Annotated in this window: 15 protein-coding genes; 10 read left to right on the forward strand and 5 right to left on the reverse strand. The window is 62.9% G+C overall.

The features are described from left to right. The 3 genes from LAN64_04095 to LAN64_04105 are packed head-to-tail and all read right to left on the reverse strand — an operon-like array spanning position 1 to position 4,003. A complete protein-coding gene (locus tag LAN64_04095) occupies positions 1–1,050 on the reverse strand; it encodes a type III polyketide synthase (GenBank protein ID MBZ5567014.1) in 1,050 nt (349 codons plus the stop codon). Between the two features lie 8 nt (positions 1,051–1,058). Beyond that, the gene (locus tag LAN64_04100; GenBank protein ID MBZ5567015.1) at positions 1,059–1,904 is read right to left on the reverse strand and encodes a hypothetical protein; all 846 of its coding nucleotides are present in this window, start codon (positions 1,902–1,904) and stop codon (positions 1,059–1,061) included. A 47-nt stretch (positions 1,905–1,951) separates the two neighbouring features. After that, positions 1,952–4,003, reverse strand: coding sequence for a hypothetical protein (locus LAN64_04105; GenBank protein MBZ5567016.1), 2,052 nt, complete (start codon positions 4,001–4,003; stop codon positions 1,952–1,954). Positions 4,004–4,478: 475 nt separating this feature from the next. Between LAN64_04105 and LAN64_04110 the strand changes: the two genes are divergently transcribed. The 8 genes from LAN64_04110 to LAN64_04145 all read left to right on the forward strand — a co-directional run bounded on the left by LAN64_04110 (position 4,479) and on the right by LAN64_04145 (position 14,007). Continuing rightward, positions 4,479–5,048: a L,D-transpeptidase gene (locus LAN64_04110; GenBank protein MBZ5567017.1), complete on the forward strand. Its 570-nt coding sequence runs from the start codon at positions 4,479–4,481 to the stop codon at positions 5,046–5,048. 62 nt (positions 5,049–5,110) lie between these two features. Then, positions 5,111–5,287 (forward strand): hypothetical protein, encoded by a 177-nt coding sequence (locus tag LAN64_04115; GenBank protein MBZ5567018.1) that lies wholly within the window; start codon positions 5,111–5,113, stop codon positions 5,285–5,287. A gap of 11 nt (positions 5,288–5,298) precedes the next feature. After that, entirely contained in the window at positions 5,299–6,609 is a 1,311-nt protein-coding gene (locus tag LAN64_04120; GenBank protein MBZ5567019.1) for a hypothetical protein, read from the forward strand. A 73-nt stretch (positions 6,610–6,682) separates the two neighbouring features. After that, on the forward strand, positions 6,683–7,918 hold the full coding sequence (locus tag LAN64_04125) for a hypothetical protein (protein MBZ5567020.1): 1,236 nt from the start codon (positions 6,683–6,685) through the stop codon (positions 7,916–7,918). Positions 7,919–7,925: 7 nt separating this feature from the next. Continuing rightward, positions 7,926–9,302 carry a hypothetical protein gene (locus LAN64_04130; protein ID MBZ5567021.1) on the forward strand — a complete coding sequence of 459 codons (1,377 nt, stop codon included), beginning with the start codon at positions 7,926–7,928 and terminating at the stop codon, positions 9,300–9,302. After that, complete coding sequence (locus LAN64_04135) at positions 9,299–11,143, forward strand: HAMP domain-containing protein (protein ID MBZ5567022.1); 1,845 nt, start codon at positions 9,299–9,301, stop codon at positions 11,141–11,143. The genes LAN64_04130 and LAN64_04135 overlap by 4 nt, the downstream gene beginning before the upstream one ends. A gap of 290 nt (positions 11,144–11,433) precedes the next feature. Then, positions 11,434–12,822 carry a sigma-54 dependent transcriptional regulator gene (locus LAN64_04140; protein MBZ5567023.1) on the forward strand — a complete coding sequence of 463 codons (1,389 nt, stop codon included), beginning with the start codon at positions 11,434–11,436 and terminating at the stop codon, positions 12,820–12,822. A 183-nt stretch (positions 12,823–13,005) separates the two neighbouring features. Then, entirely contained in the window at positions 13,006–14,007 is a 1,002-nt protein-coding gene (locus LAN64_04145; protein MBZ5567024.1) for a polyprenyl synthetase family protein, read from the forward strand. Positions 14,008–14,044: 37 nt separating this feature from the next. Here the strand turns inward: LAN64_04145 and LAN64_04150 are convergent, their stop codons facing one another. Together LAN64_04150 and LAN64_04155 are read right to left on the reverse strand one after the other, a co-directional pair. Next, a complete protein-coding gene (locus LAN64_04150; GenBank protein ID MBZ5567025.1) occupies positions 14,045–14,149 on the reverse strand; it encodes a histone H1-like protein in 105 nt (34 codons plus the stop codon). 132 nt (positions 14,150–14,281) lie between these two features. Further along, entirely contained in the window at positions 14,282–16,804 is a 2,523-nt protein-coding gene (locus tag LAN64_04155) for a protein kinase (protein ID MBZ5567026.1), read from the reverse strand. A gap of 173 nt (positions 16,805–16,977) precedes the next feature. Between LAN64_04155 and LAN64_04160 the strand changes: the two genes are divergently transcribed. Both LAN64_04160 and LAN64_04165 read left to right on the forward strand, forming a co-directional pair. Next, positions 16,978–17,295 carry a PilZ domain-containing protein gene (locus tag LAN64_04160; GenBank protein MBZ5567027.1) on the forward strand — a complete coding sequence of 106 codons (318 nt, stop codon included), beginning with the start codon at positions 16,978–16,980 and terminating at the stop codon, positions 17,293–17,295. Positions 17,296–18,123: 828 nt separating this feature from the next. Beyond that, positions 18,124–18,456, forward strand: a complete 333-nt coding sequence (locus LAN64_04165; GenBank protein ID MBZ5567028.1) for a hypothetical protein — start codon at positions 18,124–18,126, stop codon at positions 18,454–18,456. The last annotated feature ends 245 nt before the right edge of the window (positions 18,457–18,701 follow it).

An 18,701-nucleotide genomic window follows, 5' to 3' on the forward strand; every position in this document is an offset into this window, starting at 1 on the left:
TCACCAGCGCAGCAGCACCACCTCGGAGCAGAAGCCGGGCCCCATTGCCGCCAGCACACTGTAGGTGCCGGGCGCGCCGCGGCGGTGGGCCAGAAAATCCTGCAGCACGCACAGCACCGATGCGGACGAAAGGTTTCCCACCTGCCGCAGGCACTCCCACGAAGGATCGAGCGCGCCCTCCGGCAATTCGAGCGCCTCCTCCACCGCCTCCAGCACTTTGGGGCCACCCGTGTGGATGATCCAGCTTGCTATGTCGCGGCGGCCCAGCCCGTGCTCGGCGAGGAGCGAATCAACGTCGGAGCGTAAATGCTGCTTCACCACCAAGGGGACGTCCGGCGACAACACGATGCGGAAGCCGTTCTCGGAAATGTCCCAGCCCATAACTTCTTCGGTGCCGGGATAGAACACCGACCGGGTATCGATGATTTGCGGGCCCGCAAGTCCGGTCTCGGCGCCGGCGATCACCGCCGCCGCGGCGCCATCGCCGAACAAGCCGGTGGAAACCAGGTTCGCGGCGGACACGTCGTCGCGGCGCCAGGTCAGCGAGCACAGCTCAACGCACAGCACTACTGCGATCTGATCGGGATAGGCCTTCACGTAATCGGCGGCGCGCGCAATGCCCCAGGCGCCAGCAACGCATCCCAGCCCGAAGATCGGCGCCCGCTTGAGGTTGGGCGAAAGGCCCATGCGGTTGATCAGCAGCGCGTCCAGCGACGGACTGGCGACACCGGTTACGGAGGCGACATACAGCGCGTTGATGTCAGTGGGAGCCAGGCCCAGCGGCGTGATGGCGCGGCAGATGGCGTTGTGGCCCAGCTCCTGCGCGTGTTCGATCCACAGCGTGTTCGCTTTTCCCCAGGTATCCACCGCGGCATACGCTTCCGTGGGCATGACGAGATGTCGCCGCTCGACGCCGGAGCGCGCGTGCAGGCGCTGCAGCAACTCGGGGCGCTGCAGGCGCTCGCCCCAATATTCTTTGAGCGCGGCCACGATCGCCTGCTGGTCATAGACGTATTGCGGAAACGCGGTGCCGGCGCCAGCAATTCTCATTCCACACCTTATTCCAGCTTCGCCAGTTCCTTACGATAAAGATGATTCTGCGGGAAATTGGTTACCAGGCCTTCCAGCAGGAGACGTGCGCCCACCCGGTCGTGGTCGCGCAGCGCGGCCACGGCGAGCAGCAAACGCGCGTAGGGCAGAAGATAGTGGCCTTTCTCGGCCGTGACCCGCAAATTTTCAATGCCCAGCGACTTGTCCGTCTGCGCTCCGCCGATGCGCAGGATCCAGCGCACCGGCGCGGGTTTCAGGCTGAGCAGATAATTTTCCACCCCGACGGCCAGATACGCGTCGTAGCAGGTGGGATTTTCCGCGAGCAGCTTCTCGGCCGCGGCCCGCCCCTGTTTCAAGAGCTTCAGCGCCTGCGTGTCGCGCTTCTCGATCAGTGCCAGGTAGTCGCCCTCCAGCCCCAACGCCAGGATGTTGGCCAACAGCGCGTTGGTGTCGCGCGGATTGCGTGCCAGCGCCTGCTGCGCGAGCTGCTTCGCCTTCGACAATTGCGCGTCGAAAGCCTGCTTGACCTGCGGATCCGGCGCCGGCCGGGAACGGTTCTCGAACTTCTCGTCGTCCACGAACAGCTCGCTTTCCAGAATGTGCAGGCGGTCGAACTCGGAAAACAGGTGGGCGGCGGCATCCGACACCGGGCCGAGCGGATCGTCGGGATGCACCTGCCGCCATTGCTCGAACGCGTGGTGGGCCTCGCCGAATTGCAGGTTGTACATATCGCGATAGCCCGCATCGAGCGCGGTTGTGGGCCGGTTATCGGCGCCAACGCACGCCATTGCGCCCAAGCACAGCAGCACCGTCGCCGCGATTTTTTGACGGAATCCCCCAGCTCTGACTGCCATTTCCGATATGGGTCCTTGGCAGCCTTTTCCATCCGCGGAACATTGCGTCAGAACTGTTTCTGCATGATTCCCACCAGGACGCGGTTGCCGTCGGACTCCAGGAAGAGCACGTTGTTGGTGTCCGCAATGTAGAAACTAAAGTTGCCGGTGGAGAACGTGCTGGAGTCCGTGGTCAGCGTGACCGAACCGCGCCCTGACGAACTTACCGAGTAACCGCCGGTGCCACTGGAAAGCTTCGCCGCGCGCGCCAGCACCCCGTTGTCGCTGATATCCACCAAACTGGGGTCGCTGGGGTTGCCGCCGATGGTGCTGCCGCCGTTCGGAACCGCGTGCCCCACGATGTCCTGCTCGCCTGGGTTGGTGGTGAAGTCGGTTCCGCTGAGGTTCAAACCGTAGTCGCCCACCAGCGATCCTCCGGCGAACGATGCCGACGGTTGCGGCAGCGCGCGGCCGGCGACGGTGTTCGAGGTGTCAATCTCCACCACGCTGAGCGCGCCGTTGCTTTGCGGGTACAGCGTGTACAGCAGCGTCGAACCGCCTACCAATAGCGATGCCGTCGCGCGCCCGGTCGTTACATCAACCACGTTGTAGGTTCCGGAAACCGCGAGGCTGTTCTGCGGATTACCATTGGCGTTGATGTCCATCGTCCCGACCGTCACCGTGCCGGCGCCGTCCAGCGTGATGACGCCGCCCTCGCCAAACGCGCCGCTGCTGGTCGAACCAAGAAACGCGAACGCGAATCCGCCCTTGAAGCTGGCGTTGCTGAACGGTCCCGCTGGCTGCTTGAACAGGTCGCCAGAAAGCTGTGTGGCGGCGTCGGTCTCGATGACTTTCACGTGCGTGGCGTCCACGATGTAGTACGCGAGGTTTTGCGTGCCGATACCGCCGGCCAGAATCATGGTGCCGCGTCCAGAAGAAGAGGAAGGCGTGGCGTAGGTGCCGCTCAGGCTCAAGCCGGTTGACGGAGTTCCGGCGTTGTTAACGTCAAGCATGCCGCTGCCGATGACGCCCGCTCCGGTGGAGGTGAGCGCGCCCGCGACGGCCAGCGATCCGGGCTTGTTGCTGGAATTCGCGCCCGAAAGGTTGAACGCATAACTGCCGTTGAATCCGGCGGAGGTGAATTGCGACGCGTCTTGAAGGTCCATCGTCCCGCTGGCGCTGGGGACGCCGGAATCGAAGCGGATCACGAACGCGTGCGCATGGTTGATGACGACGAACTGCCAATTGACTGGGCCACCCGAGGTCACCACGCCGGCGTTGCCACGCCCATCGGTACCGATGTGGTAAGTGCCGGAACTGATGGACACCGAGGAAACGCCGCCGCTGTTGATGTCTTCCGTGCCGCCCGTGATGTTGCCGTTGCCGTCAAAGGTGATGCTGCCCGCCGCCAGGTAGGAAACGCCCGCGTTCTGCCCGGCCAAGGAGAATGCGTACTTCCCGTTCAAAGTGCCGTTGGAGAACTGCACGGTGACGACGGCGCCCGCCGCCGGTACGCTGTTGTCTTGCGCCGCGGCGGTAACGGTCACATTTGCTCCCGGTGGCGGCGCAGCCGGGGCGGTGTACACGCCCGCCGTGGTGATAGTTCCACAAGCGCCCGCCACGGCCGACTGGCAGCTTAGGGTCCAATTCACCGCGATCGGATTGCCGCTCACCGTCGCCGCAAATGTCTGTTGGCCCCCGGCGGGCATGGTGACCGCCTGGGGACTCACTGTCAGGCTTGCGGCCGGAGTCGAAGGCGCGGTGATGGTGACCTGCGCCGTGCCCGATACCGCCGTGTCGGCTTGCGAAACGGCAGTCACCGTGACGGTAGCCGGCGTCGGCACGGTGTTCGGCGCGGTGTACAGCCCGGAGGAGGAGATGAACCCAACGGTCTGATTGCCACCGGTAACGCCGTTCACCGACCAGGACACGGCCGTATTCGTGGTGTTGCCGACGGTGGCGGTGAACTGCTGCGTGGCGCCTGTGTTCACGGTCGCAGTAGTCGGCGCGATCGTGACGGTCACGGAAGTGGTCGGCGAGGAACTGCTGCTTTTGCCGCAACCTGCCAGTGTTACGAGGAATGCGAACACGACCGCCACCGACACAATGCCCCGTTTCATCTATCGCTCCTGATTAGTGCTGCAAGCCTGCTTTTCGCTCACCAGCTGCAAACCTTGGCATTATCTTCGTCGGAGTCGGTTTTGTTCAAGCACGCACTGCCAAGCCGATCCAGGCGAGCAGTCTCCGATCGCGCCGCATTAACCCGGTCGGACGCCGCAACACTCGCTGCAAAAACTGTGTTCGTGAGGTTTTTTGACCCGGGATGCCCGAGCGGCAACACTAGCAAGTGTCAATTTTCGCTGCGCGATTGAAAACTTAAGTCTTCGTGCCGAATCCCAAGATAAGCTACCGCATAGCGAGCCTCCCTCATTGACATTTTTTGTCAATCAATCTCTGCCCAACGTGTCATCCCTGACACACTCGTGTGTACCGTGACACAACGCCGCCGCCCATCGCGGTAATAAGTCTCATCTCACCAACAACTTAGAATTCGGCTGCCACATTGCCTTATGTCCTGGTCGAGAGGCAAAGGCGATGCGCAAGATCAGCGGCAACTCGAAGCGGATGTCGAAGGCGAGCTGGCTGGTTGCGGTCCTTCTGATGGCCACCGTCGAAGCCCTGGCGCAGACCAGGCAGCAGCCCTCGCGTCAGGTACTGGTCAGCATTCCCGACCGGAAGCTCGCGGTGCTGGAAGAGGGCCGCGTGCTCAAGGTGTTTCCGGTTGCGGTCGGCGCCGAAGTCAGCCCAAGCCCCGATGGTGAGTTCCAGATCATCAACCGCCTCACCAATCCCACCTACTACCACAAGGGCACGGTGATCGGCCCCGGGCCCGCGAACCCGCTGGGCTCGCGCTGGATGGGCCTAAGCCTCAAGGGATACGGCATTCATGGCACGAACGCGCCGCGCTCCATCGGCAAGGCGGCCTCGCACGGCTGCATCCGCATGGCCAAGCGCGACCTGGAGCAGGTGTTCGACATGGTGCGCGTGGGCGATACGGTTGTGATCCGCGCGGAAGCCGACGCACAGACGGCGCAGATCTTCGGTTCCACCGAAACGGTGGTCGCGCAGGCCCAGCCGGTTTCGACCGGCACCGGAAGCCAATGACGACTCGGACTACGAGTTACTGACTACGGACTGGCGACTACGCAGGAGAGAGGAGAAGGCCAATGCAGGACGCGATTTCAGTAACGGTAGTGATCGCCGGACTCTTCTTCTCCCTCACCTGCGCGCTGCTGCTGGAGGAGTTCATCTTCGGCGGCCTGTTCCACCTGCTGCGGCCGCTACGCCGTCCCGCGCCGCGGCCCCAGCCGGAAGACGATCTCTTCGGAAATTCCGAGAAGTAAGGGAGGAAACTATGCTCGCATTGAAGTACTTGTTGCTGGCCGGCGCGATCGGGATGTTCATCGCCGCGCTCGCCGTCGTGGCGTACGAATTGTACGCAGAACTCCAACACCGCCGCACCGGATTTCCTGAACCCGCACCCCTGCGCTGGCGCACCGCCGTGGCGCTGGTGACGGTGGCGTGGGCGCCGCTGCTGATCGCGCTGAGTATCATCGTGGTCCCTAGCGGGATGGCTGGCGTGCGCGTCAGCCAGATCATGGGGACGCGTCCCGGAACGCTCTATCCCGGCGTGCACCTGGTCAAGCCGTTTATCGATCGTGTGGAGATGTTCGATACGCGCGACCACCTATACACCACCGGCGTGACGAGCGAAGTCGACAAATCCAAAGACAAGAGAAAAGTCGAGCCGCTGAACGTGCAGGCGAAGGAAGGCCTTTCACTCGGGCTCGCGATCACCGTGCGCTACAGCCTCGATCCCAACCGCCTCGACCACATCCAGAGCCACCTGCCGCAGCCGGTGGACACTGAACTGGTGCCGCCGGTGGTGGCCAGCGCGTGGCGCGAACTGGTACCCAACTACACCGTACGCGACGTCTTCTCCGCCAAGCGCGAAGAAGTGCGCTCCAAGGCGGAGAAGATCATCACGCAAAAACTCGGCGCCGACGGCATTCGCGTGAAGGAAGTCATGCTGCGCGACATCACGTTGCCGCCGGAGTACGCCAAGGGCCTGGAAACCCTGCTGCTGCGGGAGCAGGAGAACGACCGCATGGGCGTGGAAACCGAGATCCAGCAGAAGCAGGTGCGCATTTCCGAGCTCCAGGCCGAGGCGCAGAAGGTACGCGAGGTGAAGGGCGCCGAAGGCCAGGCACAGGTGCGCGTGCTGCAGGCCAAGGGCGAGTCCGATGCCATGCAGTACACGCTGCCGCTGAAGCAGAAGCAAATCGAGCAGTCGCGGCTCGAGGCCGAAGCGCGCAAGGAGACGACCATCAAGAATGCCGAGGCCGCGGCGCAAGCCAAGGTGATTGACAGCAAGGCGGAGCTGGAGCGGCGCAACCTGCTCGCCGACGCCGAGGCCAACCGCATCCGCGTCACTGCCGCGGCCGACGCCGAGCGCATGAAGTCGGAAGCCCTGGTACTCAAGCAGAATCCGTTGCTCATCAACAAGATCGTGGCCGAGCGTCTCTCGGACAAGATCCAGGTGATGATGGTGCCCTCGGATGGAAAATTCTTCTTCGCCAACGACGTGCTCCGCAGCCTGAGCGCGCCGCCGCAGTCGGGTGGGGAAGACGATCCGCCGCCGCAGGGGAAACAGGGACAGCGGTGAAGCTGTCGACGGTCTACGGTCGGCGGCTGACGGCAAGCGGCTGTCGACCGTCGACCGTCGTCGTGATGGAACGATGTTGATCGCGAGTTATAATCCGCGCAGCTTCATGACCCGCAACGGAACCCGGTTTAGCGCGCTCGTCGTGCTCGCACTTCTCTTGTCCGTGCCGGCCATGGCGCAATGGGCCGAGCCGGTCGCGCAACTGGCGCGCGAGATTAGCGCCATCACCGGGCCGGGCACGGTCACACTCACCGTCCACAACATCTCGTCGTTGACGGCCGACTATGTTCCGGTCATCAAGCGCGATCTGCAGAACGATCTGCGCGCGGCAGGCGTGCGCGTGGTCACCGCCAACGCCGCCGCGGCCGAGGTGAAACTCACGCTCTCGGAAAACGCGCAGGGCTACGTCTGGGTCGCCGAAGTGCACCAGGCGAACGAAACGAAAGTGGGAATCGTCACCGCGCCGCGCCCGCAAGCGGCCGCGCCGGCGCAGATCGGGCCGTTGGTGGTAATCCGCAAGAGCCAGCTCTGGTCGCAGGATTCGCCGATCCTAGACGTCGCTCTCGTGCAGGCCGGCGCCGAGGAGCACATGGTCGTGCTCGACGCGGCCAACGTCTCGCTGTACAAGATGACCGCCGGCCGCTGGACCCCGGCGGAACAGTCTGCCGTCCCACACACCCACGCTTGGCCGCGCGACATGCGCGGACGCCTGGTGCTGGCGCGCGATCATTTCTTTGACGCCTATCTTCCCGGCGTTGTCTGCGCCAGCACAGCCACTCCGCCGCTGAGCTTGAACTGTCGCGCCGGCGACGATCCTTGGCCCATTGCCGGGGGCCAGACCGCGCTGTTCGGCGCTTCGCACAATTTCTTTACCGGCGTGGTGACACCCGGGATCGGCAAGTTGAGCAGTGTTCCCGCGTTTTACTCGGCTGCCGGAGTCCCACGCCCGACATATACGCTGTGGGCGTTCGCGCGAACCGACGGTTCGGTACACCTGATGGACGGCGTCAATGATGTCAGCGTGCGCGCGCGTGACTGGGGCAGCGATCTTGCGGCGGTCAAGAGTTCCTGCGGCGCGCAAACGCAGTTGCTGGTTACCGCAACCGGAGATGGCGAATCGCCGGACGTGGTGCGAGCTTTCGAAATTGCCGATCGCGAGCCGGTCGAAGTCAGTGCGCCGGTCGAATTCGCCGGACCGGTGACTGCACTCTGGACTTCGTCAGACGCACACAGTGCGACCGCTGTCGTGCGCAATCTGAAAACGGGCAAATACGATGCGTTCGAGCTTACGATCAACTGCGGCCAGTAGCATTGCGGTGCTACTGCTGATCTCGGCGGCATGGGCGGAAACGCGCCCGCGCTACGGCGGCACGCTGCGCATCGAAATGCGCGTCGCACCGCAGGCGCTTGATCCCGGTGCGCCTACGCAGGATCCCGGCTTCGCTCAAGTCGCGCCGCTTCTGTACGACACGCTGGTCCGACTCGATGCCAGCGGCCGCCCGCTGCCGTCGCTGGCTTTATCGTGGCAACAGGAAAACGAACATCGCTGGCGTCTGATGCTGCGGCAAGGCGTGCGCTTTTCCGACAGCAGCGCGCTCACGCCAGCCGTTGTTGTGCAATCGCTGCACGAAGCTAATCCTGACTGGAGCGTGCACGCCACCGGTGACGCGGTGATCATCGAATCCGAGCAGCCCCTGCCCAACTTGCCGGCCTTCCTGGCGCTCCCGCGCAACTCGGTCGTGCTGCGCGGTGACGGCAAGCTGCTCGGCACCGGCCCATTCCGCGTAAGCGAATTTCAGCCCGGCCGCCGCATCTTGCTCGCAGCTCTGGAAGACGGCTGGCAGGAGCGGCCGTTTGTGGATGCCATCGATATCCAGTTCAACCGCCTTCCGCGCGAGCAGATGATGGACCTGGAACTCGGCCGCGCCGACTTGGTTGAAGTCGCGGCTGACCAGCTCGCGCGCGCCAATCCGTCCAGCCGGCGCGTGTTCGCCGGCGATCCCGTTGACCTGCTGGCGCTGCGCTTCAGCCACTCCAACCTGCGCGATCTGCGCGTACGCGAAGCCATTGCCCTCGCCGTTGACCGCGATTCCATCTTTAACGTTCTCCTGCAGCGGCACGGCGAACCCGCTGCCGGCCTGTTGCCCAACTGGATCACGGGGTACGCTTTTCTCTTCGCGGCAACGCCGCAGGTGGCACGCGCACGGCAGTTGCGCGCCGAGGCGAAGCAAAGCGCCCCACTCACGCTGGTGTACGACGCCGCCGATCCGCTGGCGCGATTGGTCGCCGAACGGATCGCGTTGAATGCCGCCGATGCGGGAATCACCCTGAAGACGCTGCCCAGCACGCAGAACGTCACCGTGCCCGACATCGAACTGGTGCGTATGCGCCTTGCCTCCACCGATCCTGCCGTGGCGCTGACGGAACTGGCGCGCACCGACCGACTCGCGCTGACGATGCCGGAAACGTCCACTCTCGCGGTTGCCCCACCCTTATCCGCTCCCGGGTTTGGAGCGGATAGGGTGGGTGACATTTATCGCGCCACTGTCTTCGCTCTGCAGGATCATTGGGCCGTGCCCATCGCCTACCTGCCCGCCGCCTGCGCCGTAAGCCCACGCGTCCGTAACTGGACCCGCACCCGCGACGGAAGCTGGCCGATCGATGACGTCTGGCTCGCTCCGGAGGCGCGATGAGCTTTCGCCGCCGGCTTCTGATCGCGCTCGCGCTGATCGTGCTGGTCACCGTGGGCGGGGTCTCCACCGTGGTGTCCCTGCGCACGCGGCGCGCTTTCGAGGGCGCCGACGTCGAGCGCAGCGATGCCCTGGTGGCGCAGTTCCGCCGCGAGTTCACCCGCCGCGGCGACGAAGTGGTCCGCCGCGTCGAAGCCATCGCCGCCGGCGACACCGTCTCGCGCATGGCGCTGGACCTCAGTCACGGGTCCGACACTTCCGCCTACGTGACCGAAGCCAAGGCTGTCGCCGACAGTCACCAACTCGACCTGCTGGAATTTGTTGCCAGCGACGGCACCATCATTTCCTCGGCGCAGTGGCCGGCGCGGTTCGGCTACAAGGAAGACATTGCGCCTGATCTGCCGTCGAAGGGCGCAGTCTTACGTCTTGTTCCTCTGCCTGATGACGCCACGCTCGGGCTGGTAGCGGCGCGCACTGTCAGCATCGGGGACAAACCTTTGTTCGTTCTCGGCGGCCAACGCCTGGACCGCGAATTCATCTCGTCGCTGACGCTGCCCGCCGGCATGCGCGCGCTGCTCTACCGCAATCTGCAGCCCGGGTTCTCGGCACAGTCGCTCATCGGCCCCGCCGGTGCGGTGGACAATGCCGACCGCCTGGTGCCGCTCATCACCCGCGTGCAGCAGCATAAACACGATGCCGACGAGGTGGTGCAGTGGTCCGCCGACACCGCCGACAGCGAGAGCTTTCACGCCATCCCGCTGAAGGGCGAGAACGACGCGCTCCTGGGCGTGCTGCTGATCGGCAGCTCGCGGCGCGGCCTGATCGAATTGCAGCGCCACATCGGCGCCTTTGCCCTGATCGTGGGCGGGATCGGCATTCTACTGGCGATTCTGCTCAGCGGCTGGGTGGCGGCGCGGGTGACGCAGCCGATTGAGCGCCTGGCCGAGGCCGCGCGCGAGGTTGCCGCCGGCCATTGGGAAACGCAGGTGGAAGTCGCCTCGCACGACGAGATCGGCCAGCTCGCCGAATCGTTCAATTCCATGACCCATCAACTGGTCGAGCAGCACGACCGCGCCATGCAGGCCGAGCGCGTCGCCGCCTGGCGCGAACTCGCGCGCCGCCTGGCGCACGAGCTCAAGAACCCGCTCTTCCCGCTGCAAATCACGGTGGAGAACCTGCTCCGCTCGCGCAATTCCACCGAATTTGACGAAGTCTTCCGCGAGAGCACCGCGACCCTGCTCGCCGAACTCGGCAATCTGAAGGCGATTGTCGGCCGCTTCAGCGACTTCTCCAAAATGCCGCAGCCACAGCTTCAGCCGGTGAACCTCAACGAGATCATTCGTCAAGTTCTGAAGCTGCACGAAGCGCAATTGCGTGTGGGGCAGAGTCACGGGTCGGAGACCCGTGCCACACAGGATCTGCCGCGCGTCGTGATCGCTGTCGAATTGGATGAGTCGCTGGATACGGTTGCCGCCGATCCCGATCTTCTGCACCGCGCCTTGTCGAACCTGGTGTTAAACGCGCTCGATGCCATGCCCGAAGGCGGCACGATCACCGTGCGCACCAGCACCACGCCTGAGCACGTGCGCATCGAGGTCTCCGACACCGGCAGCGGCCTTACGCGCGAGGAATGCGAGCGCCTGTTTACGCCTTACTACACCACCAAGCGCCACGGCACCGGACTGGGCCTGGCAATTGTGCAGTCAGTGGTGAGCGACCATCGCGGGAGCATCTCGGTGAACAGCACGCCGGGCAAGGGGGCTACATTCCGTATTGATTTGCCGCGGGCAAGTTCCGCGCCCGCCGCGTCGAACGATATGTTCAAATCAGCGACGATCACCTAGGTTAGCCACAGAGGACACCGAGGGATTGAAGAATTCGAGAATTGAAGAAGAAGGGTATGCGCTTCGCTCAGGTAATCACAATGGTTTGTGGCATCAAGTGGCGGCACAGCGCAATATCTTGTGGTCGCCTGAGTCAAGCAGATACCTCTTTTGAAGAATTCGCGAAGCGAAGAATTTACGCATTGGGAGTGGCAATGCGGCGGCGGTCGGTGATTCGTCAATTCTCGAGTTCTTCAATTCTTCAATTCGTAAATTCCCCTCTGTGTCCTCCGAGGCTAATGTGAGGAACCGTGCCCACCAAAGCGCAACTTCTAATCGTTGACGACGAGGCGAACACGCTGGCCTCGCTCTCGCGCGCCTTCCGCCTTGCCGGGCACGAGGCCACCGTCTGTGACAACGCCGCCAAAGCGCTCGAACTCGCCAAATCCCGCGAGTTCGACCTCATCCTATCCGACGTGGTCATGCCCGGACGCGACGGCCTGGCGCTACTCGAAGACTTGAAGGCCAACGGCGTTACCGCGCCCGTCGTGATGATGTCCGGCCAGGCGCACATCGAAATGGCGGTGCGCGCCACACGGCTGGGCGCGCTCGACTTCCTGGAGAAACCACTCTCCACCGAAAAACTTCTGCTCACCGTCGAGAACGCGCTCAAGCTCAAGCGCCTGGAGCAGGAAAATCAGCAGCTCAAGGCCCGGCTGGGGAAACACGAAATCGTCTGGTCGGGCGAGGCGATGCGGCGCGTGATGGCGCAGATCGAGCGCGTCGCCGCCAGTGAAACGCGCGTCTGCATCTGCGGCGAAACCGGCACCGGCAAGGAACTCGTCGCGCGCACGCTGCACGAGCAAGGCCCGCGACACGGCGGCCCGTTCGTGACCTTGAATTGCGCCGCCGTGCCCGCCGAGCTGATCGAGTCCGAGCTCTTCGGCCACGAGAAAGGCTCGTTCACCGGCGCCGCCTCGCGCCACATCGGAAAATTCGAGCAGGCCAGCGGCGGCACCCTGTTCCTCGACGAGATCGGCGACATGCCGCTCACCATGCAGGCCAAGCTGCTGCGCGTTCTGGAGGAGAACGAGGTGGAGCGCGTCGGCGGCGATCACCCGGTCGCGGTTGATGTGCGCGTGGTCGTTGCCACTCATCGCAACCTGGAAGAGCTCGCGCGCATAGGACAGTTCCGCCAGGATTTATTTCACCGCGTGTACGTATTTCCGCTCGTGCTGCCGCCGTTGCGCGTGCGCACGGAAGACATCCCGGCGCTGGTCGACCATTTTTCGCGGCAGGTATGCGCGCAGAACGGCTGGAAGCCCATGCGCTTCGCCCCCGAGGCAGTCGCCGCGCTGCAGGGCTATCCCTGGCCGGGCAACATCCGCGAGCTGAGAAATGTCGTGGAACGACTTATGCTGCTGGCGGTGAGCGGGGAAGTGGACGCGGCCACGGTTGAACTTTCGCTGCCGCCGGCGCCCGCGGCTGGCGCGCCCTCGACGGCCACTTCCGGGCCGCTTTCCCAGCGCACCGCCGAGTTCGAGCGCCAGACCATCCTCGCCGAACTCCAGCGCCACCAGCACCACATCACCAACACCGCGCGCGCCCTCGGCCTGGAGCGCAGCCACCTCTACAAGAAGTGCGAGCAGCTCGGCATCGACTTGAGGCCGGCTCGCGGCGGTTCGTTTGACCAGGCCTGATTCGCGTTCGCCGGAATTCCCTCAGGGGCTAAAGCACGCATTATTCGCGGCCCTGGGCGGCACGTCTGAAGCCGTGCCCTTCCCAAGAGCTTTCGTGAGCTAGCTTGTAGTTACTGCTATGGCATTTACGTTATAGTTCGCTCGCTTTGTAATGCACCCAGGTGGGAAGACGTGAACGACCATATGTCGGCGTTTCGCCGCGCTTTCCGGCAAGCACACGCGACGTCCAAGAAAATTCTGCGGCAGCAACTGCCGCGCGACGATGCCTACCTTCGCGAGATGATGATGTCCACTCTGCGCGGCCAGGTGACCGCCGATTACGCTTTCGTTTTCCAATACGCGTTCTGCCGCCGCGAGACCGACGCCGCCAAGGTGGACCGTTTGGCCGCCGCGCTTCATTTGTTGCAGTCATCCGCCTTCGTAACCGACGATATCTTCGATCGCTCGGATCTCCGCTACGGCCATGCGGCCCTGCACAAGGCTTACGGCGTGAGTTATGCCATTATCGCCACCGAACTGATGCAGTCCGCCGCGCTGCGCACCATCAGCCAGGAGCTGCAGCGTGGCCGGTTTCGGGACGCTCTTAGGGTGATGGAGATCCTCAACCGCGTGGTCTTTGATCTGTACGTCGGGCAGTACCTGGACGTGCGCAACACCGGGAACCTGAACATGACGCGCCGGCAGTACGACCGCGTGATCGCCCTGGGCGTGGGGCAATACTTTGCGCAATTGGCAGAGTGCGGCGCTTTGCTGGCGAATAAGACTGCTTCCGAAGTCGCGAGTCTTAGTGGCTACGGCTATCACTACGGCATGGCGCTGTTCATCACCGATGACATGGTGGACATCATCAACATGCCCGCCGACACGGGGAAGAGCTACGGTTGCGATCTGGTGAATCGCAGAATGCGGCTGCCGGCGCTGCTGGCGCTGCGCCAGGCCGGACGGCGCGATGCCTTATTCCTACGCCGGTATCTGAGCGACGAAAGTTCCGGTCGGGGAGATCTGCGGAAGGCGGTACGGGCCATTGAGCGCTCCGGAGCGCTGGCTGAATGTAAGAAGGCCGCCCACCGTCACGTCACCCAGTCGCTCTCCGCCTTGCGACGCCTCCCTCAGACCGTGCCGGTCCGGAGACTGGCATGGCTGTCGCAAACCCTCCTGCGCGCACAGGGGGTACACGAGATGTGACCTGCGGGGACAGCCCTGGAACTGCTCCCACTCCTCCTCAACACTTGCCCTTCTTGCCTTTCTTCACGGGCTTCTTTGCAGCCTTCTTCGGCGCCTTTTTGCCCTTGGGTGCGGATTTCTTTTTTGACGACTCCTCCGCCATGTCGTCCCTGTCTTTGGGGAATGCCATGTCTCCTCCTGCTTGGTTTCGAGTCGGAGAATTCTCAATAACGGCTGCGGCTTATGCAACAGAAAAGTGGCAGTCAGCACGGGAAAACGTGCCCGAAAGCCCACTTCAGGAAACGAGCCGCAGCCGTTTCATGAGGGCCGCCACTTCCGGATGGCTACGCAGGCCGTCGAAGGCTGGGTTGGTGAGCAGGAACCACAGCCCATAGTCGCGGCGTTCAAAGGCAGTCTTGAGCCAGAGGACCGCGGCTTCGGTTTCGCCCAGGCGGGCGTGCAAGGTCGCCACGTGGTAAGGGGAGACGTCCGCATAGTCGTATGCCAGGGTTTTGCCGGCCTGGCGGTCGGCTTCGCTCTGCTGCATGCGTTGGCGCCAATACTGTGGCGCGCCGCCCTGCTGGTAGGCCGCGAGCAAGGCCGCCGCGCACTCTTCCGCTAGTTCGGGAGATTCACCCGAAAGCCGCGCCGCCAGGCGATGGTGCTCGATCGACGCAGGGTACATGTTGAGTTCGAGATAGGCGTCGCGCAGCACGCGGTGGGCAAGGTAAAAATTGGCGTCCATCTCGATGGTCTTGCGTAATTGCGCCACGCCTTCTTCAAAATGGCGCGCCGCCACCAGCACGATTCCGTAGGAGACGTTGATCACCAGCGAGAGTGGGTCCAGTGCAAGTGCGCGTCGTGCCTCACGGATCGCCTGCGCTTCGAATCCGGCGCATACCAGGTGCTCGGCGTACCACTGGTGAGCGGTGGCGTAGTTGGGCCGGAAGCGGACGGCGCGCGCGAACTCGTCCAGCGCACCCAGCAGGTCCCACTCGTCACCCGCCTTGATCACCGCCAGCGGGACGCGGGCCTCGGCCAGGTCGGGGTCCAGCAGCAGGGCCTGCATGACCGACGCCTTGGCTTGCGCGTACGCCTCGCCAAGCTGCATGTCGGAGTACACGCCCAACGCCAGGTAGCACTCGGCAATGCAGACGTGTGTCAGGCCAAACTTGGGATCGTATTGCAAGGCCGCCTGGAAGCACTGCATCGCTCTGCGAATGTCTTCGCCCGTCCTCTTGTTCCAGAAATAGCGGCCCCGCAGGAACGCCTGGTACGCGTTCGAATTGACACGGTTGGATGCGCCGTTCCTGGAGTGCGCCCAGCGCGCCCTCAGGTTATGCGAAATATCATCGGCGATCTGCTGCGGCACGGCTGCCAGGTCGGCCATCTCGTACTTGTATTGCTTTCCCCACAGGTGTTTGCTGTCGCTGGTCCGCTCCAGCGCGACGCTGATCTCCAGGCCTTCTTGCCGGCGCAGGATGCGGCCGGTCAGCACGTTGCGGACCTGCAATTCGCGGCCGACCACTTGCGGATCGGGCCTCCGGCTCTTGTAACGGAAGACCGAGTTGCGCGAGATCACCTTCAGCCGGGGCACTTGCGAGATGGAGTTGATGACGCTCTCGGTAATGCCGTCCGCCAGGTACTCATACTGCGCGTCTGCCACCTGCGAATCGGAGCAGGCATAGGCAAAAGGCAGCACCGCCACCGAATCCTTCCGCGTCAGCAGCCACCAGGTCCCGGCGGTGACCGCGCTCAAGAACAGCATGACGACCGCAAGCGCCGCGTTCATCGCACCCCTTGCGAACAACACCGCGATGCCGATCACAGCCAGCAGCAAACCCACGCCGGCCAGGATCGGCAACAAGTTGGCAGGCGAAGTCCGCGCGCTGGTACTGTCGCCGGCATCCGCAGGTACCAAGGCAGCCGGCGGTTCCCCGGCCGCAGTGATGGCCGATAGTTTCCAGCGCACCTGGTTGCGCACGCGGTCCAAGTCAAGCACCAAGTCGGCGGCGGTCTGATACCGCGCGCTGGTGTTCTTGGCCAGAGCTTTGTTGATGTTCCTCCCCAGCTCTTCCGGCAAGTCCCGGCGGAACTCTGCCGGCGGCGGCGGATCTTGCATCAGGATGGAAGCCACAACGTCGCTGCTTGTGGGTCCTGCGAATGGCATCCGCCCGGTCAGCATCTCGTAGAGCACGACGCCCAGGCTCCAAACGTCGCTGCGCGAATCCACTTCCAAGCCACGCGTTTGCTCCGGCGACATGTAAGGCGTAGTTCCCCAGACCACCCCGGGAGCGGTGGCAAAGGCAACTGTCTCTCCGTTCGCATCGGCAGTTTTAGGGCGCACATCTTTCGCCAGCCCGAAATCCAGCAACTTCGTTCCGGAGGCAGTCAGCATGATGTTCCCGGGCTTCAGGTCGCGGTGCACCACGCCCAGCCGGTGCGCCTTGTCGAGCGCATCTGCCACGTCGATGGCGATCTCCAACGCCTCATCCAGCGGCAGGACACCGCGTAGCAAGCGTTGCGCCAGCGTCTCCCCTTCCAGGTACTCCATGACCAGGAAGTCGCAGTCGGCTTCGCTGCCGATGTCCAACAGGGTGCAGATGTGAGGGTGCGCCAGGCGTGAGATGTTGCGGGCCTCGCGCTTCAATCTCTCCTTCAACTCGGGATCAGACGAGTGCTTGCCGGCCAGGATCTTGATGGCCACGGTGCGGTCCAGGCGCGTATCGCGCGCGCGATACACGTCTCCCATGCCCCCGCCCCCAATGCGGTACAGCACTTCATAGGGACCAAGACGGGAGCCGGATGCGATTGTCATGGGAGAGCGCGATTATAGTCCCGGGCTATTTCCCGATTCGAGAAATTCCGGCAGCGGTTACGGTACCATCGTCGGCAACGGCGGCCAATGAACGCCGCCCCGTGGTGTATTCTAATCGCCGATTCCCGCGGGGACAGACCGCGCCTCTCCCCGCTCCGCTTTCAGAGGACCGCATGGCCAGGACGAAGGCCGAGCCACGCAGGCGGCACGAGCGCATCAATGTCACGCTTCCTGCCACGGTGAGCGCGGAGGGGCACACCCTGGCCGCTACCACCAAGGACGTCAGCATCGGCGGCCTCTTTCTGTTCACCGACACACCATTTCAGGCGGGCAAGGACATTGAGATCGTGCTCATGCTGCCCAAGGAATTGGGGCTGCCCACCAGCGAAATGGTGTGCTGCCATGGGAAGGTGGTGCGGGTGGAGATGTCGGGCGGCCGCTGTGGCATTGCCGCCACCATCGAGCGCATCGCCGATCTGCCGCAGGTGTGAGGAACCACGCGCCGGTGCAGCCAGGGTTGAGTCGGCTATTCCGTTCGAAAACCGCGAAAGGTGGTCACCCATCTCTTGCTCACGGCTCGGAAGGGTGCGCTACCCGCCAGGACTGAAAATCCCCACCCTGTCTCGCCACCCCTGGCGAGTGGAGGCACTGGTAAACTAGAAGGCGATTCCGGAGAGGTGCGTGAGCGGTCGAAACGGGCGGTCTTGAAATTGACCAATCAGCTCTCGGCCTATGTAGAATCTGTGAGTTACAGTGGCATTAGAGGGGTTAAAGTGGCGTTTCCGTGCATACTTGGTCGCTAATATGCACAAATTATGCAAGGAATTATGCACGGTTTTTGTTCGCCATCTGTTCGCCAAAATGTCCCCAGGAACGGTACTCCAGCCCTCTGTGAGCACCATATATGAAAAACCATAGGCAAGTAGGTGGATTTTACACACAGAGTTTGGCTGGCTTACTAGGGGACCAGGGGAGTCGGATAATTCCGGCTCGATTCCCTAACCGATGCCGTCGGGGGTTTCGGCCCCCTCCTCCTTATACTACTACGTAGTAGAATAAGGGAATTAGATAATAGCAAACCAGTAAATAGAAGGTAAAATTTACACCCCGACTTTGGCGGGCTTACTAGGGGGAGTCTGTCTATGCACAGTTCACCCATATCGGATACCACGAAGCGAAAGGTTATCACTTGTACATGAGTATCGGATAAGAATGACACTTTTTGCCGGAATGGTTACAGCCGTAAGTTGTTGAGAACACGTAAAAGTGTCGCCCGTTACCTACCGTGGTTTTAGCTACTAAGGTAGAGGGGAGAATATTTGAACACTCAGATTCACGTGAGGTTTACTATGAGGTCAATAGCGCTGACGCTGACTGAAGCACTCGCCAAGCTCAAGCGGGAACACGGTCTAACCATTCCACGGATCACTGTGCGGACCTGGCAGCAACGCGGGTTCTGGGTCAAAGGACGGTTCCGGCCCGGCCACGGTCACACCCGATGGTTTCTCCCCGGCGAAGTCGAACGACTGCACCAGATCGTCACAGATCGTCAGGCGGGCTTGCCGCTGGACAAATTGCAACGGGAGCGCAATCGGGTCAAGTTGCTGGGTCAGATCACAGAACGGTTGAACAGTTCAGAAGAGGTTTTATGAAAAACGTCAAAGGTCCGCGGCTGCAAGAGGTCGCGGATATTTCGTGCGGAGTTACAGTGTACCCGGCGAGGTCAGTCTGTTCCGATGTCATGCTTGAGCGCGACATGGGAGGGTGTCCCATCCATAGTTGAAGGTTGAGGGGCGGTTCTCGACCCGGCTCTTGATAGAGTCGGGTTGGAAACTTTCTCAACGAAAGGAGAACCGCCTTGAAGCGAAGCTACCACACCCTCAGCACTTTGGGAAAA

It is taken from the genome of Terriglobia bacterium, from assembly GCA_020073185.1.
Classification (GTDB): domain Bacteria; phylum Acidobacteriota; class Terriglobia; order Terriglobales; family Acidobacteriaceae; genus JAIQGF01.